The sequence below is a fragment of the Pseudomonas sp. GW821-FHT02H06 genome (assembly GCF_059421525.1).
Genome location: NZ_JBWKVD010000016.1, coordinates 44,250 through 58,002 on the forward strand (window position 1 = coordinate 44,250; position 13,753 = coordinate 58,002).

The following is a 13,753-nucleotide window of genomic DNA, read 5'->3' on the forward strand; positions in this document are numbered from 1 at the left end:
GGTGCACTCGACAGGATTCGAACCTGTGACCGCTCGGTTCGTAGCCGAGTACTCTATCCAGCTGAGCTACGAGTGCAGATGGCGCTTTTTAAACCAGTTCACCTCTGGGCATCGCATTTTACTTCTGGAAGTGAGTGGTGCTTCCGAAGACCTGTTGAAGCCAGGCTCTTTCTAACTTAAGACTGTTATTCATATCACTACAAACAACGCTTAAATGGTGCACTCGACAGGATTCGAACCTGTGACCGCTCGGTTCGTAGCCGAGTACTCTATCCAGCTGAGCTACGAGTGCATTTGTTGCCGCGCATTATAGGCCGTCAAATCTCTTGGTCAAGCACTTTTTCTAGTAAATTCAACAACTTACCGATCAAGCCAGATTACAACGTACTACGCAAATAATGGCGGAGAACGGGGGATTCGAACCCCCGACACCCTTTTGAGGTGTACTCCCTTAGCAGGGGAGCGCCTTCGGCCACTCGGCCAGCTCTCCGCAACACGGGGCGTATAATAACCACCCTTTTCCCCGTTTGCAAACCAAAAATTCAATAAAAATTAATGGCTTGGTTCTTCGTCCTTCTCTTTCTTTATACGCAGGTAAATCTCTTCGCGGTGAACAGCCACTTCCTTGGGCGCGTTGACCCCAATGCGCACCTGATTGCCTTTTACGCCGAGCACGGTCACGGTGATTTCACCATCACCAATGATCAGACTTTCCGCGCACCGGCGAGTCAGAATCAGCATACCTATCTCCTTACGGCTTACATTCAAGGGATTACAGTCTGCACAGACAAACGGCATGATCCCGAGCCAGAGGCCGCAGGTCCATGCCTCAGTATCGACCAGCGCCGGAAAAAGAATAGCGACTTGCGCACATCCACTCGCAGAAGGCGCAGCCGAAACCGCGCCCTCTGCCGAAGGCTTACTCGCCCTGACGCGGTGCGTCGAGTTCGAAGGCGGTGTGCAGCGCGCGCACGGCCAACTCCAGGTACTTCTCCTCGATCACCACCGAGACCTTGATTTCGGACGTCGAGATCATCTGAATGTTGATGCTCTCCTTGGCCAGCGCTTCGAACATGCGGCTGGCAACCCCGGCATGGGAACGCATGCCGACACCGACGATGGAAACCTTGGCGATCTTGGTGTCGCCAATGACTTCGCGAGCGCCGATTTCGTTGGCGGTGTTCTGCAGAACCTGCAGCGCGGCCTGGTAATCATTGCGGTGAACGGTGAAGGTGAAATCGGTGGTGTTATCGTGCGAAACGTTCTGCACGATCATGTCGACTTCGATGTTCGCGCCGCTGATCGGGCCGAGAATCTTGAACGCAACGCCCGGGGTGTCTGGCACGCCACGGATGGTCAGCTTGGCTTCGTCGCGGTTGAAGGCGATGCCCGAAATGATCGGCTGTTCCATGGATTCCTCTTCATCAATGGTAATGAGGGTGCCTGGACCCTCCTTGAAGCTGTGCAGTACGCGCAGCGGGACGTTGTACTTGCCGGCGAATTCGACCGCGCGGATCTGCAGGACCTTTGAACCGAGGCTCGCCATCTCCAGCATTTCTTCGAAGGTGATCTTGTCCAGCCGCTGGGCCTGCGACACAACACGCGGGTCAGTCGTATAGACGCCATCGACGTCGGTGTAGATCTGGCATTCATCGGCTTTCAATGCCGCAGCCAGCGCCACGCCGGTGGTGTCGGAACCGCCACGACCCAGGGTCGTGATGTTGCCGTCTTCATCGACACCCTGGAAACCGGCGACCACCACCACACGACCGGCCTTCAGGTCAGCGCGAATCTTCTGATCATCGATCTGCAGAATCCGCGCCTTGTTATGGGCGCTGTCGGTGAGGATGCGAACCTGATTGCCGGTATACGACACAGCCGGAACGCCGCGCTTGATCAGCGCCATGGCCAGCAGTGCAATAGTGACCTGCTCGCCGGTGGAAACGATGACGTCCAGCTCGCGTGGCACCGGTTGGTCGCTGATTTGCCGGGCCAGTTCGATCAGGCGATTGGTTTCGCCGCTCATGGCCGAAAGCACGACCACCAGATCATCGCCCGCATCACGGAATTTCTTGACCTTGTCGGCCACCTGTTCGATGCGCTCTACCGAGCCCACCGAGGTGCCGCCAAACTTTTGTACGATTAAAGCCATCTCAAAGCCGCCTCAGCCCATGAAGGGCGCCCGTTATCATTCAAACCGCGAAGCGCCGGGACCCGAACGACGGGCCCCGGGGTGGGTCGACTTAAATACCTTGTTCGGCGAACGGAACAGCCAGTGCCAGCGCTGCTTCGAGTCCGGCAGCATCAACACCGCCGCCTTGCGCCATGTCAGGACGACCGCCGCCTTTACCGCCTACAGCGGCAGCCGCTTGCTTCATCAAATCACCGGCTTTGAGTTGGCCAGTCAGGTCTTTGGTGACGCCTGCCACCAGCACGACCTTGTCTTCATGCACCCCGCCGAGCAGGATCACTGCGCGACCGAGCTTGTTCTTCAATTGGTCAACCAGGGCCAGCAGCGCCTTGCCATCCTGACCGTCGAGACGGGCAGCAAGAACCTTGACGCCTTTGACGTCCACTGCCGAGCCCGACAGATCGTCGCCCGCAGCACTGGCCGCCTTGGCCTGCAGTTGTTCCAGTTGTTTTTCCAGCAGACGATTGCGTTCCAGCACCGCCGACAGTTTGTCCAGAACGTTGTCGCGATTGCCTTTGACCAGGTTCGCGGCTTCCTTCAGTTGTTCTTCAGCCGCGTTCAAGTACTCCAGCGCCACGGGGCCGGTGACCGCTTCGATACGGCGCACGCCTGCGGCCACACCGCTTTCGCTGATGATCTTGAACAGCGCGATGTCGCCGGTACGGTTGGCGTGAATGCCACCGCACAGCTCGACCGAGAAACCGCCGCCCATGCTCAGCACGCGGACGTTGTCGCCATACTTCTCGCCGAACAACGCCATGGCGCCTTTCTTCTTGGCGGTCTCGATGTCGGTTTCTTCAGTCTCGACGGCCGTATTCTTGCGGACTTCGGCGTTGACGATGTCTTCAAGCGCCTTGATCTGCTCGGGCTTGATGGCTTCGAAGTGGCTGAAGTCGAAACGCAGGCGCTGACTGTCGACCAGCGAGCCTTTCTGCTGAACGTGATCGCCCAACACCTGGCGCAACGCCGCGTGCAGCAAGTGCGTGGCGGAGTGGTTCAACGACGTGGCCTGGCGCACTTCGGCAGCCACTTCGGTGCTGACGGTGGTGCCGACTTTCAGGCTGCCCGACACTTGAACACCGTGGTGCAGGAACGCGCCGCCGGTCTTGGTGGTGTCGCTCACGTCGAAGCGCGCATCGCCCGCGGTCAGGTAACCGCTGTCGCCAATCTGGCCGCCGGACTCTGCGTAGAACGGGGTCTGGTCGAGGATGACCACGCCGTCCTCGCCTTCACTCAATTGCTCGACCGCGAGGCCGTCTTTGTACAGGGCGACGACCTTGGCCTCGCCTGCGGTGGCTTTGTAACCGGTGAACTGCGTGGCCACGTCAACCTTGACCAGGCTGTTGTAGTCCATGCCGAAGGAACTGGCGGAACGCGCACGTTCACGCTGGGCATCCATCTCACGTTCGAAACCGGCCTCGTCGAGGGTCAGGTTGCGTTCGCGGGCGATGTCGCCGGTCAGGTCCATCGGGAAACCGTAGGTGTCGTAGAGCTTGAACACCACATCGCCGGGGACGATGGTGCCCTTGAGTTCGGCGAGATCCTGCTCGAGGATCTTCAAGCCCTGCTCCAGGGTTTTGGCGAACTGCTCTTCTTCGGCCTTGAGCACGCGCTCGATGTGCGCCTGCTGGTTTTTCAGCTCAGGGAAGGCTTCGCCCATTTCGGCGACGAGTGCGGCGACGATCTGGTAGAAGAAGCTGCCCTTGGCGCCCAGCTTGTTACCGTGACGGCAAGCGCGACGAATGATGCGGCGCAGCACGTAGCCACGGCCTTCATTGGACGGCAGCACGCCGTCGGCAATCAGGAAGCCGCACGAACGGATGTGGTCGGCGACGACTTTCAGGGACGCCTGATTGTCGTTGCTGCAACCGATGGCTTTTGCAGCAGCGGCGAGCAGGCTCTGGAACAGGTCGATTTCGTAGTTGGAATTGACGTGTTGCAGGACGGCGCTGACGCGCTCGAGGCCCATGCCGGTGTCGACCGATGGCGCTGGCAGCGGGTGAAGAACGCCGTCGGCCGTGCGGTTGAACTGCATGAACACGTTGTTCCAGATCTCGATGTAGCGGTCGCCGTCTTCTTCCGGCGAACCCGGCGGGCCACCCCAGATGTCGGCGCCGTGGTCGTAGAAGATCTCGGTGCACGGGCCGCACGGGCCGGTGTCGCCCATCGTCCAGAAGTTGTCGGAGGCGTACGGCGCGCCCTTGTTGTCACCGATGCGCACCATGCGCTCGGCCGGCACGCCGATTTCCTTGGTCCAGATGTCGTAGGCTTCGTCGTCCGAGGCGTAAACCGTGACCCAGAGTTTTTCCTTGGGCAGGTTCAGCACGCCGGTCAGGAAGGTCCACGCGTAGGTGATTGCGTCGCGCTTGAAGTAGTCGCCGAAGCTGAAGTTGCCCAGCATCTCGAAGAAGGTGTGGTGACGCGCGGTGTAACCGACGTTTTCCAGGTCGTTGTGCTTGCCACCGGCACGCACGCACTTCTGGCTGCTCACGGCGCGGGTGTAGGCCCGTTTTTCCTGGCCGAGGAAGCAATCCTTGAACTGGTTCATGCCTGCGTTGGTGAACAGCAGGGTTGGGTCGTTGCCCGGGATCAGGGAGCTGGAGGCGACTCGGGTGTGGCCTTGCTCTTCGAAGAAGCGAAGGAAGGCTTCACGGATTTCTGCGCTTTTCATAGGTTCTTCCACGGAAACTGCGGCCTGGCACATGCATAGCGTCGTTCGACGCAGCGACGGCAAAGGGCCGCATTATATAGGCGTTGTACGCTCGGTACAGCGTGTTATTCGATAGAAACCGGCAATCGGGCTGATCACCCGATCAGCGAACGCCAAATTCGGCAAATGCCGCAACGACCTTGTCCAGATGCGCAGCCGTCACATCCAGATGGGTGACCATGCGCAACCGCGGCGCAGCACTCAGCACGATACCGCGCTCGGCACACAGGGCGTTGAGCGCCTGGGCGCGATCGCCGATCCGTACGTAAACCATGTTGGTCTGCACCGGCTCTACGTCAAAACCGAGGTCCGCAAGCGCTTTGCCCAAGGCGGTGGCATTGGCGTGGTCGTCGGCCAGACGCTCGACCTGATGCTCCAGCGCGTACAACCCCGCTGCTGCCAGGATGCCAGCCTGACGCATGCCGCCGCCGACCATCTTGCGCAGACGCCGGGCCTTGGCGATGAACTCACTTGAGCCGCACAGCACTGAGCCGACCGGCGCGCCGAGCCCTTTGGACAAGCACACGGAAACCGAATCGAAATGCCGGGCAATCTCACGCGCGTCCACGCCCAGTTTGACGGAGGCGTTGTACAGGCGAGCGCCGTCGAGGTGCAGATTCAGCCCTTTTTCCCGGGTGAATGCCCGGGCCGCCGCGAGGTATTCCATCGGCAAGACCTTGCCCTGCATGGTGTTTTCCAGGGCCAGCAAGCGGGTGCGGGCGAAATGAAAGTCGTCGGCCTTGATGGCGGCGGCGACCTGATTCAGGTCCAGCGATCCGTCCGCCTGGTTGTCGAGGGGTTGAGGCTGGATCGAGCCGAGCACCGCCGCGCCGCCGCCTTCGTATTTGTAGGTGTGCGCCTGCTGGCCGACGATGTATTCGTCGCCGCGCTCACAGTGAGCCATCAGGCCGAGCAGGTTGCTCATGGTGCCGGTCGGCACGAACAGCGCGGCGGCAAAACCGAGACGCTCCGCCAGCCACGATTCCAGCCGGTTGACCGTCGGGTCTTCGCCATACACGTCATCGCCAAGGGGTGCGCTGGCCATGGCGTCGCGCATGCCGGCCGAGGGTTGAGTCACGGTGTCACTGCGCAGATCGATAACCGCCACGATGAAGCTCCCGTTCATTAGGGTCGAGCCTCAGTTCTGAGGCCCGGGGCATCGATAATCAAGGCTTGGGACTGGAATGCCAAGACGCCTTATAAGAAAAGCTGATGAAAACCATCAAAAAGGCTCCAAGCGAATCCCGGAAATCTATGTTACAAACTGCACGCCGACGGAAAACGCCGTTGGCAACGTTCTCAGGGCGGGGTGCGATTCCCCACCGGCGGTAATGGCGCGCAATGCGTCTAGCCCGCGAGCGCTTGCAGCGAGCTTACCCTCGATGCAAGGTCAGCAGACCCGGTGTGATCCCGGGGCCGACGGTATAGTCCGGATGAAGAGAGAACGGGACTGGCACAACAGGATCGTTTCGAGACCAATCCAGGCGCTTGGCGTCGCGGACGGTTTCGCACGTACCCTGGCATCCCATTCGATCCAAAACGCCCTGTTTTTTTCATTCAAACAGGAGTCAGAACATATGCAACCTACCGCCATTCACGCTCACGAGCGCATCGCTTTCATTCAAGCCTGCTGGCACAAGGAAATCGTCGATCAGGCGCGCAAGGGCTTTGTCGCCGAGATGGCGCAACACGGTTACGCCGAGACCGACATCGATTTCTTTGAAGTCGGCGGCGCGTTCGAAATCCCGCTTCACGCCAAGTTGCTGGCCAAGTCAGGTCGCTACGGCGGTGTCGTGGCTGCAGGTCTTGTGGTCGACGGCGGCATCTATCGCCACGAGTTCGTCGCGCAATCGGTGATCAGCGCGCTGATGCAGGTTCAGTTGGAAACCGAAGTGCCAGTCTTCTCGGTCGTGCTGACCCCGCACCACTTCCACGCCGGTGAAGAGCACCAGAAGTTCTTCTTCGATCACTTCGTACACAAGGGTCAGGAAGCGGCCAAGACCTGCGCGGACACGCTGACAAAGCTGCGTGCAGTGCGTCGGGTGAGTGAGGGGCAGAAAGCGGCGGGTTGATGTGATGCGTCTGGAATGCCATCTGCTGAAGATTCGGTAGTCCAGACGTCGCGCCGCCTCGCATGAAACACGGCACCTGTGGGAGTGACCGGGGTGGCGCTCCACCTTGCTCACGAAGGTGGCATTCCAGTCGCTAGACACTTAGCGGCTGTACCGACGCCTTCGCGAGCAAGCTCGGCTCCCACAGTCCATTGTTCGGCAGATGCTTCTGCGAAGGCAGTTTGAACAGGTCGCTTCAGGCCAACGTCTCTTCCGTCGCTGGCACGATCAGAATCCCCGCCCGCAGCCCGTTCTTGACGTTCGGGTTGGGGAAGATGATCCGGGCGCCCTCTTCTTCTATGACCCAGCGTGAGTCGGCCAGGTCTTCGGCCAGCACGTAGCCTTTTTCCAGCTCCGTGAAGTTCTCGATGTCCGCTGGCAAGTTCAGGCGGAAGGCGTCGCTGTGCTTGATGATCTCCCGGGCTACGCTGAACAGCTGCAACCCGTTCAGATCCCCAGGCTCATCGGCTTCGGTGCCGGTGATCAGGCGTTCGAGGCAGGACTTCAGCTTGTCGAGATTGACCTGCTGGTTCTGCCCGAACGGGCGTGCCTTGCCCAATTCCAGGGTGAAGGCTTCGGCGTCGAGCTTGTCGTAGGTGTAGGCGCTGAACACGATCGACGACTTGTTCTGCAGCAGCACCGCTTCCATGCCGGCACTGCGCAGCCGTGCGAGTTCGCGGCGGGAATGAGCGCGGCCTTCTTTCCACGGGTACAGCGCGAACTGCTCGATCTTCGAACCGCGAATCGCCGTGTGCAGGTCGTAGTGCAGGCGGTAGCGGCCCGGAATATTGAAGAAGCTGGCGGCCAGACGCTCGAGTTCGCAGGCGCGCAAGGCTTCGCTGCCGCCGCTGTGCTCATGACGGCCATTGAACAGCCGGTTGACGTCCTGCTCGACGTAACGCCCACCGCTGCGCATCGCTTCGGGATTGCCGAACAGGAACAGAATACGTGCGCGAGGCTTGAGTTCGCCCCGGGCGATGGCGTGAATCAGCGCGTCGAGCAGCTCGATGGGCGCGGTTTCATTGCCGTGGATGCCGGCGGACAGCAGCAGGTCGGTGCCATTGTCACGCGCTTCGGGAGGCCGGACTTCCAGCGCTCCCTCGGCGAGCCAGCGCATGCGAACGCCGTCGACGGTCAGCTGAGTCTTTTCCGCAGGTTCGCGACCCGCGAGGGTCAGTTCAAGCAGTTTGCCGAGGGCGAGCATGGGGAGCTTCCTGCGCAGGCTTAGTCGTGGGTGCAGTCTGGGCCGTGCACGTGGCCTTCTTCGTCGTCGCCGCTCATGTCAGCCGGTTCCATTTCCAGCTGCAGGCTGACCAGGTTGGTCGCCAGTGGACGCAGCAGCAGGTTGGCGTATTCGGCATCGCCTTCTTCGACGTCAACGCCGATCAGCAACTGGCCACGGCCGTCCTGTTGAATCCAGACTTCTTTGCCCTGCCAGATAACGGCAAGACGGGTGCAGGACGTTTCCAGCTGAGTGCCGTCGGTGTCTTCGAGGATCAAACGCAGCGCGTCGGTCATGGCAAAACTCTCTCTGTAAAAGCAAAAACATCGCCGCCTGACGCCGCTCGGGCGCAGGCGTAACGGATGGGGTGCATCAATTGATCTGGAAAGGATAGACCGCGCCCAGCTTCAGGTGCTGCGTCAACTCGTCCAGCGCCGTACGGCATTCAATCAGCAGTTGGGGATCGGCCAGATCACTGTCGCTCATGCGGTCGCGATAGTGCTTGTCGACCCACTGCGTCAGCGTGTCGTACAGCGGCGCGGTCATGATAACGCCTGGATTGACCGCCGCCAGTTCGGTTTCATTCAGGGCCACGCGAAGACGCAGGCAAGCCGGGCCGCCACCGTTCTGCATGCTCTGCTTGAGGTCGAATACCTTGACCTCGCGGATCGGGCTGTCGTCTGCCAGCAGGCGCTGCAGGTAATGCCACACGCGCTCGTTGCTGCGGCATTCTTCCGGCACGATCAGCAGCATCGAACCGTCGGCGCGTGACAGCAACTGGCTGTTGAACAGGTACGAACGCACAGCGTCTTCCACGGCCACTTCACTGCGCGGCACGCAAATGGCCTGGAAGCGACCGCCACGTTGACCGAGTTTGTTGTGCAGCTCGGCGAGCATGGGCTCGGTATTGAGGAATGCGTCCTCGTGATAAAACAGGACCTCGCCATTGCCCACCGAGATCACGTCGTTATGAAACACGCCCTGATCGATCACGGCCGGGTTCTGCTGAGCGAAAACGACGCCCTCGGCGCTCAGGCCGTGCAGACGCGCAACGGCCTGGGACGCTTCGAGGGTCTGGCGGGCCGGGTATTTCTGCGGCGCGGGGAAACGGCTGTCGAACGCGGCGCGGCCGAAGACGAAAAACTCGACGCCGGGGTCCCCGTAGCTGCGGCAGAAGCGCGTGTGGTTGGCAGCGCCTTCGTCGCCGAACTGGGCAACGGCAGGCAGCGCCGCGTGGTGGGCGAAATGCTGCTGATCGGCGAACATTGCGCCGAGCACGCGGCTGGTGGTCGGGTGCTCGATGCTGCGGTGGTATTTGCAGTTGAGGTTGGCGGCGGTGAAATGCACGCGGCCATCGGAGGTATCGGCGCTCGGGCTGACCGTGGCGGCGTTGGCCACCCACATGCTCGAAGCCGAGCAGCTGGCGGCCAGCAGCGGCATCGACTCTTTGGCGGCGCGCTCGATGACCTGTGCGTCGCTGCCGCTGAAGCCCAGCTTGCGCAGACCGGCCACATCGGGACGTTCCTGGGGGGCCAGCACGCCCTGGGTAAAACCCATCTCCATCAGCGCTTTCATCTTGGCCAGCCCCTGCAAAGCGGCCTCGCGCGGATTAGAGGATTGCTGGCAGTTGTTCTGGGACGCGACGTTGCCGTAGGACAGCCCACCGTAGTTGTGGGTCGGGCCCACTAGACCGTCAAAGTTGACTTCACAGGATTTCATCGGTGAGGCTCCGTGGATCTGTTTTTATGTGCACATTCTTCGACGTGCGCTGCGCTATCAAGGAGCGCGGTCAGTTCAGGGTGATGCCGGGCGTCAGGCTGGCAGGCAGCGCCAGGGTTTCGGTCTCCAGCGACGCCACCGGATACGCGCAATAATCCGCCGCGTAGTAGGCGCTGGCGCGATGGTTGCCCGAGGCGCCGACACCGCCGAACGGTGCCGTACTCGCCGCGCCGGTCAGTTGCTTGTTCCAGTTGACGATGCCTGCACGGCTCTGCAGCCAGAACTGCTGATAGCGCGCCTGGGAATCCGACAACAGCCCCGCCGCCAATCCGTACTGCGTGGCATTGGCCTCTTCGATGGCTGCGTCGAAATCAGCGTAGCGAATCACCTGCAATAGCGGGCCGAACAGTTCCTCATCCTCACGATCTGCCACGTCACTGACGTCGATGATGCCCGGCGTCAGCAGCGCCGATTGCGCGGCAGGCTGGGTCATTTCAAGCAATGCAACCGCGCCATTGGCCAGCATTACTTCCTGGGCATCGATCAGTGCCTGCGCAGCGGCCAGGGAAATCACCGAGCCCATGAACGGCGCCGGCTGTTGATCGAATGCGCCGACCTGAATGGTCGACGTCACCTCAACCAGCCGCGCCAGGAATGCATCGCCCCAGGCACCCTGGGGCACCAGCAGGCGGCGGGCGCAGGTACAGCGCTGGCCGGCGGAAATAAAGGCCGACTGGATCACGGTGTACACCGCGGCGTCGACGTCCGCGACCTGATCGACCACCAGCGGGTTGTTGCCGCCCATTTCCAGCGCAAGAATCTTGTCCGGGCGACCGGCGAACTGTTGATGCAGGGAATTGCCGGTGCGGCTGGAACCGGTGAAGAACAACCCATCGATCCCTGAATGGCCCGCCAGTGCGATGCCGGTGTCCCGCGCGCCTTGCAGCAGATTGAGAACGCCCGCCGGCAGACCGGCTTCGATCCAGCATTGCACGGTCAGTTCGGCAACTTTGGGGGTCAGCTCGCTCGGCTTGAACACGACAGTGTTGCCCGCCAGCAATGCTGGCACGATGTGCCCGTTAGGCAGGTGACCCGGGAAGTTGTAAGGACCGAACACCGCCACCACACCGTGGGGCTTGTGTCGCAGCACGGCGGTGGCGTCGCCCAGCGGGCCGCTCTTCTCGCCGGTCCGCTCGCGGTAGCTCTGAATCGAAATCGCCACCTTGTTGGCCATGCTGGTCACTTCTGTCGCCGATTCCCACAGCGGCTTGCCGGTTTCCTCACCGATGCAACGGGCGATTTCATCGGCGCGGTTTTTCAGCGCAGCGGCGAAGGCTTCGAGCACGGCAATGCGCTCGTCCAGACTGCGCGTCGCCCAGGCCGGAAACGCCTGTCGGGCGGATCTGACCGCCGCATCAACCTGTTCAGCCGTCGCGCTTTGGCCCGACCAGATCACCTGCTGGCTCACCGGGTTCAGGGACTCGAATGCGTCGCCCTGCCCGTCCTGCCAGGCACCGGCAATGTACAAAGTGTTCATCAAATACTCTCCCGAGCGGGCGACAGTTGCACGGCGCGAACTTGATCACCGGCGCTGAGGCGCAAGCGCTTGGCCGTCTGTGGATCGACCACCAACGTGCCGGCGGCAAGGCGCGCAGGCGCAGCGGTCACGCGGCAGTCTTCGCGCTTGCGGTTGTGGATAAGGAATGGCGTCGCATCGTCGCCCGGTGTGCCGACGGCCAGCACCAGCGCCTGGCTGTCGCGGACTGCGCGAATCTTGCTGGTTTCGCACTCGATGGCCGGGCCGGCGTCGAAAATGTCGACGTAACCTTGATAGCTGAAACCTTCGGCCTTGAGCATGGCCAGCGCCGGTTCGGTGCTGACGTGTACGCGGCCAATGACCTCACGCGCTGCCTCTGAGAGGAAGCAGCTGTACAGCGGAAACTTCGGCATCAGCTCGGCGATGAAGGCGCGGTTGCCGACCCCGGTGAGGTAGTCGGCCTGGCTGAATTCCATTTTGAAGAAGTGTCGGCCCAGGCTTTCCCAGAACGGCGAATGGCCGTGTTCGTCGGAGATGCCGCGCATTTCAGCGATGGTCTTGGTGCCGAACAGCTCCGGAAACTCGGCAATGAACAGCATCCGCGCCTTGGACAGCAAGCGGCCATTGAGGCCATTGCGGTAGTCGGCGTGGAGGAACAACGAGCACAGCTCGGAGTTGCCGGTGAGGTCGTTGGCCAGGAACAGCGTCGGGATCTCCCGATAGATATTCAGCTCTTGAGAAGCGCTGACCGTCAGGCCGACCCGGTAGTTGTACCAGGGCTCGCGCAACCCCACGGCGCCCGCGACGGCGGAAATGCCCACGACTTTCTCGTCGTCATCTTCGAGCACGAACAGGTAGTCAGCGTCGCCCCGCCCGGCCTCGCCACGGAAGGTTTTCTCGGCCCAGCCGACCCGGTGCGCCAGACGCTCTTCATTGGCCGGCAAGGTGGTCAGGCCTGCGCCGGTGCTGCGCGCCAGCTCGATCAGCGCCGGAAGGTCACTGCTGCGTACGGGACGAACGATCATGCTTTCTCCTCATGCCGGTGGTTCTGCAACCGCCGGCGAACTCGCTAACCTGCTTTACGGCGTCGGCCTGCGACTGCAGCGCCCATCACCGTCAACTCATCTCATCCATCGAGCCCGGCTTTCAGACCGCGACAATGCGCACGCTGGCGCCTTCGCCGACACCCAGCGCTTCGGCCGCGGCCAGGCTCAGGGCCACTGGCTTGCCTGGCACCCAGTCCAGTTCCAGCATTACGGCGCGGTAGTCCTGCAACTGGCCGTTGGAAACCAGATAAGGCCGCCCGCCCTTCACCGCATCACCGGTACTGACCGTGTCGACCTTGACCGGCACGACGCGGCTCTGGGCGATGGAGCGAATGCCGGACACCCGCGCGTGCAGGGTCGGCCCGCCGTCGAAGATGTCGATGTAATGATCGGTCTCGAAGCCTTCGCGCATCAGGATGTCGAAGGTGATCTGCGCACGCGGATGAACCTGGCCCATGGCTTCCTGCGCTTCATCGGGCAGCAGCGGCACGTAGATCGGGTAATGGGGCATCAGCTCGGCGAGGAAGGTCCGGCTTTTCAGCCCGCACAGGCGCTCGGCTTCGGCGTAGTTGATGTCGAAGAAGTTGCGGCCGATGGCGTCCCAGAAGGGTGAGTCGCCGTGGTCGTCGCTGTAACCGACGATCTCGGTCACCACCGAATCGGCGAAGCGCTCCGGGTGGCTGGCGACGAATAGCAGACGGCCACGGGAATTGAGTTCCGACCACAGCGTGCCGACCAGCTCAGGCAGCACGTAGAAGCTGGTCAGCAGGCTGTTGCCGGTGAGGTCGTGGCACTGCGAGAGCACGTGGATCTTGTTGTGGATCTTCAGTTCACGGGAGGCGTGGACGAAGGTTTCGTTGCGAAAGCTGTAGAACGGCTCGGAATAACCCGCCGAGGCGACGATCCCGGAGCAGCCCACCAAACGACCGGACTCGGTGTCTTCGAGGACAAAGAAGTAGGTCTCTTCGCCGTTGAAACTGACTTCCGCCGCGAACGAGGCTTCGGACGCGGCAATCTTGTCACTCAGACGTCCAGCGTCATCCGGCAGGGACGTGACACCAATCGGGCTGTCTGCCGCGAGTCGTTGAACCTCGCTCAGATCCGCCATTTGCGCGGGGCGCATCACCAGCATGGTGTCACTCCTTGAGAAAAAAATCGGGCCGGTCATCCGGCACAGGAAAAAACAAAAGCTGAAGCGGCGCTCAACCTTGTGGGAG

At 61.5% G+C, this 13,753-nt stretch carries 11 protein-coding genes, 3 tRNA genes and 1 riboswitch; of the genes, 1 reads left to right on the plus strand and 13 read right to left on the minus strand.

The window, feature by feature from the left end; genetic code table 11:
• Positions 1-2: 2 nt before the first annotated feature.
• The 7 genes from AC07VF_RS21605 to ltaE form a co-directional block, all read right to left on the minus strand.
• A tRNA-Arg gene (locus AC07VF_RS21605) sits at positions 3-76 on the minus strand.
• 139 nt (positions 77-215) lie between these two features.
• Positions 216-292 (minus strand) — tRNA-Arg (locus AC07VF_RS21610).
• A gap of 107 nt (positions 293-399) precedes the next feature.
• A tRNA-Ser gene (locus AC07VF_RS21615) sits at positions 400-490 on the minus strand.
• A 62-nt stretch (positions 491-552) separates the two neighbouring features.
• Positions 553-741: a carbon storage regulator CsrA gene (gene csrA, locus AC07VF_RS21620; RefSeq protein ID WP_002554426.1), complete on the minus strand. Its 189-nt coding sequence runs from the start codon at positions 739-741 to the stop codon at positions 553-555.
• 178 nt (positions 742-919) lie between these two features.
• Complete coding sequence (locus AC07VF_RS21625; RefSeq protein WP_065986190.1) at positions 920-2,152, minus strand: aspartate kinase; 1,233 nt, start codon at positions 2,150-2,152, stop codon at positions 920-922.
• 91 nt (positions 2,153-2,243) lie between these two features.
• Positions 2,244-4,862, minus strand: a complete 2,619-nt coding sequence (gene alaS, locus AC07VF_RS21630) for an alanine--tRNA ligase (RefSeq protein ID WP_495010004.1) — start codon at positions 4,860-4,862, stop codon at positions 2,244-2,246.
• Between the two features lie 142 nt (positions 4,863-5,004).
• On the minus strand, positions 5,005-6,009 hold the full coding sequence (gene ltaE / locus AC07VF_RS21635) for a low-specificity L-threonine aldolase (protein ID WP_192171007.1): 1,005 nt from the start codon (positions 6,007-6,009) through the stop codon (positions 5,005-5,007).
• Between the two features lie 183 nt (positions 6,010-6,192).
• A riboswitch (FMN riboswitch) is annotated at positions 6,193-6,351 on the plus strand.
• Positions 6,352-6,478: 127 nt separating this feature from the next.
• On the opposite strand from ltaE, the gene AC07VF_RS21640 reads away from it, so the two are divergent.
• A complete protein-coding gene (locus tag AC07VF_RS21640; RefSeq protein WP_192171006.1) occupies positions 6,479-6,973 on the plus strand; it encodes a 6,7-dimethyl-8-ribityllumazine synthase in 495 nt (164 codons plus the stop codon).
• A 235-nt stretch (positions 6,974-7,208) separates the two neighbouring features.
• On the opposite strand, the gene astE is transcribed toward AC07VF_RS21640, so the two are convergent.
• From astE to aruF, 6 genes are all read right to left on the minus strand, one after another.
• Positions 7,209-8,216, minus strand: a complete 1,008-nt coding sequence (astE, locus tag AC07VF_RS21645) for a succinylglutamate desuccinylase (RefSeq protein ID WP_495010003.1) — start codon at positions 8,214-8,216, stop codon at positions 7,209-7,211.
• A gap of 20 nt (positions 8,217-8,236) precedes the next feature.
• Positions 8,237-8,530 (minus strand): topoisomerase II, encoded by a 294-nt coding sequence (locus tag AC07VF_RS21650; protein WP_065986195.1) that lies wholly within the window; start codon positions 8,528-8,530, stop codon positions 8,237-8,239.
• Positions 8,531-8,606: 76 nt separating this feature from the next.
• Positions 8,607-9,953, minus strand: coding sequence for an N-succinylarginine dihydrolase (astB, locus tag AC07VF_RS21655; RefSeq protein ID WP_495010002.1), 1,347 nt, complete (start codon positions 9,951-9,953; stop codon positions 8,607-8,609).
• Positions 9,954-10,023: 70 nt separating this feature from the next.
• Positions 10,024-11,493, minus strand: a complete 1,470-nt coding sequence (gene astD, locus AC07VF_RS21660) for a succinylglutamate-semialdehyde dehydrogenase (RefSeq protein ID WP_495010001.1) — start codon at positions 11,491-11,493, stop codon at positions 10,024-10,026.
• On the minus strand, positions 11,490-12,515 hold the full coding sequence (gene astA / locus AC07VF_RS21665) for an arginine N-succinyltransferase (protein WP_282372439.1): 1,026 nt from the start codon (positions 12,513-12,515) through the stop codon (positions 11,490-11,492). Before astA ends, astD begins: the two co-directional genes overlap by 4 nt.
• 121 nt (positions 12,516-12,636) lie before the next feature.
• Positions 12,637-13,668 carry an arginine/ornithine succinyltransferase subunit alpha gene (gene aruF / locus AC07VF_RS21670; RefSeq protein WP_192171002.1) on the minus strand — a complete coding sequence of 344 codons (1,032 nt, stop codon included), beginning with the start codon at positions 13,666-13,668 and terminating at the stop codon, positions 12,637-12,639.
• Positions 13,669-13,753 lie beyond the last annotated feature (85 nt).

What these genes read in the sequence shown, in the direction of transcription:
- astE (WP_495010003.1), bottom strand. Translation starts at nt 8,216, where the DNA reads ATGCTCGCCCTCGGCAAACTGCTTGAACTGACCCTCGCGGGTCGCGAA.
- AC07VF_RS21625 (WP_065986190.1), bottom strand. Translation starts at nt 2,152, where the DNA reads ATGGCTTTAATCGTACAAAAGTTTGGCGGCACCTCGGTGGGCTCGGTA.
- AC07VF_RS21650 (WP_065986195.1), bottom strand. Translation starts at nt 8,530, where the DNA reads ATGACCGACGCGCTGCGTTTGATCCTCGAAGACACCGACGGCACTCAG.
- aruF (WP_192171002.1), bottom strand. Translation starts at nt 13,668, where the DNA reads ATGCTGGTGATGCGCCCCGCGCAAATGGCGGATCTGAGCGAGGTTCAA.
- csrA (WP_002554426.1), bottom strand. Translation starts at nt 741, where the DNA reads ATGCTGATTCTGACTCGCCGGTGCGCGGAAAGTCTGATCATTGGTGAT.
- astA (WP_282372439.1), bottom strand. Translation starts at nt 12,515, where the DNA reads ATGATCGTTCGTCCCGTACGCAGCAGTGACCTTCCGGCGCTGATCGAG.
- astB (WP_495010002.1), bottom strand. Translation starts at nt 9,953, where the DNA reads ATGAAATCCTGTGAAGTCAACTTTGACGGTCTAGTGGGCCCGACCCAC.
- alaS (WP_495010004.1), bottom strand. Translation starts at nt 4,862, where the DNA reads ATGAAAAGCGCAGAAATCCGTGAAGCCTTCCTTCGCTTCTTCGAAGAG.
- AC07VF_RS21640 (WP_192171006.1), top strand. Translation starts at nt 6,479, where the DNA reads ATGCAACCTACCGCCATTCACGCTCACGAGCGCATCGCTTTCATTCAA.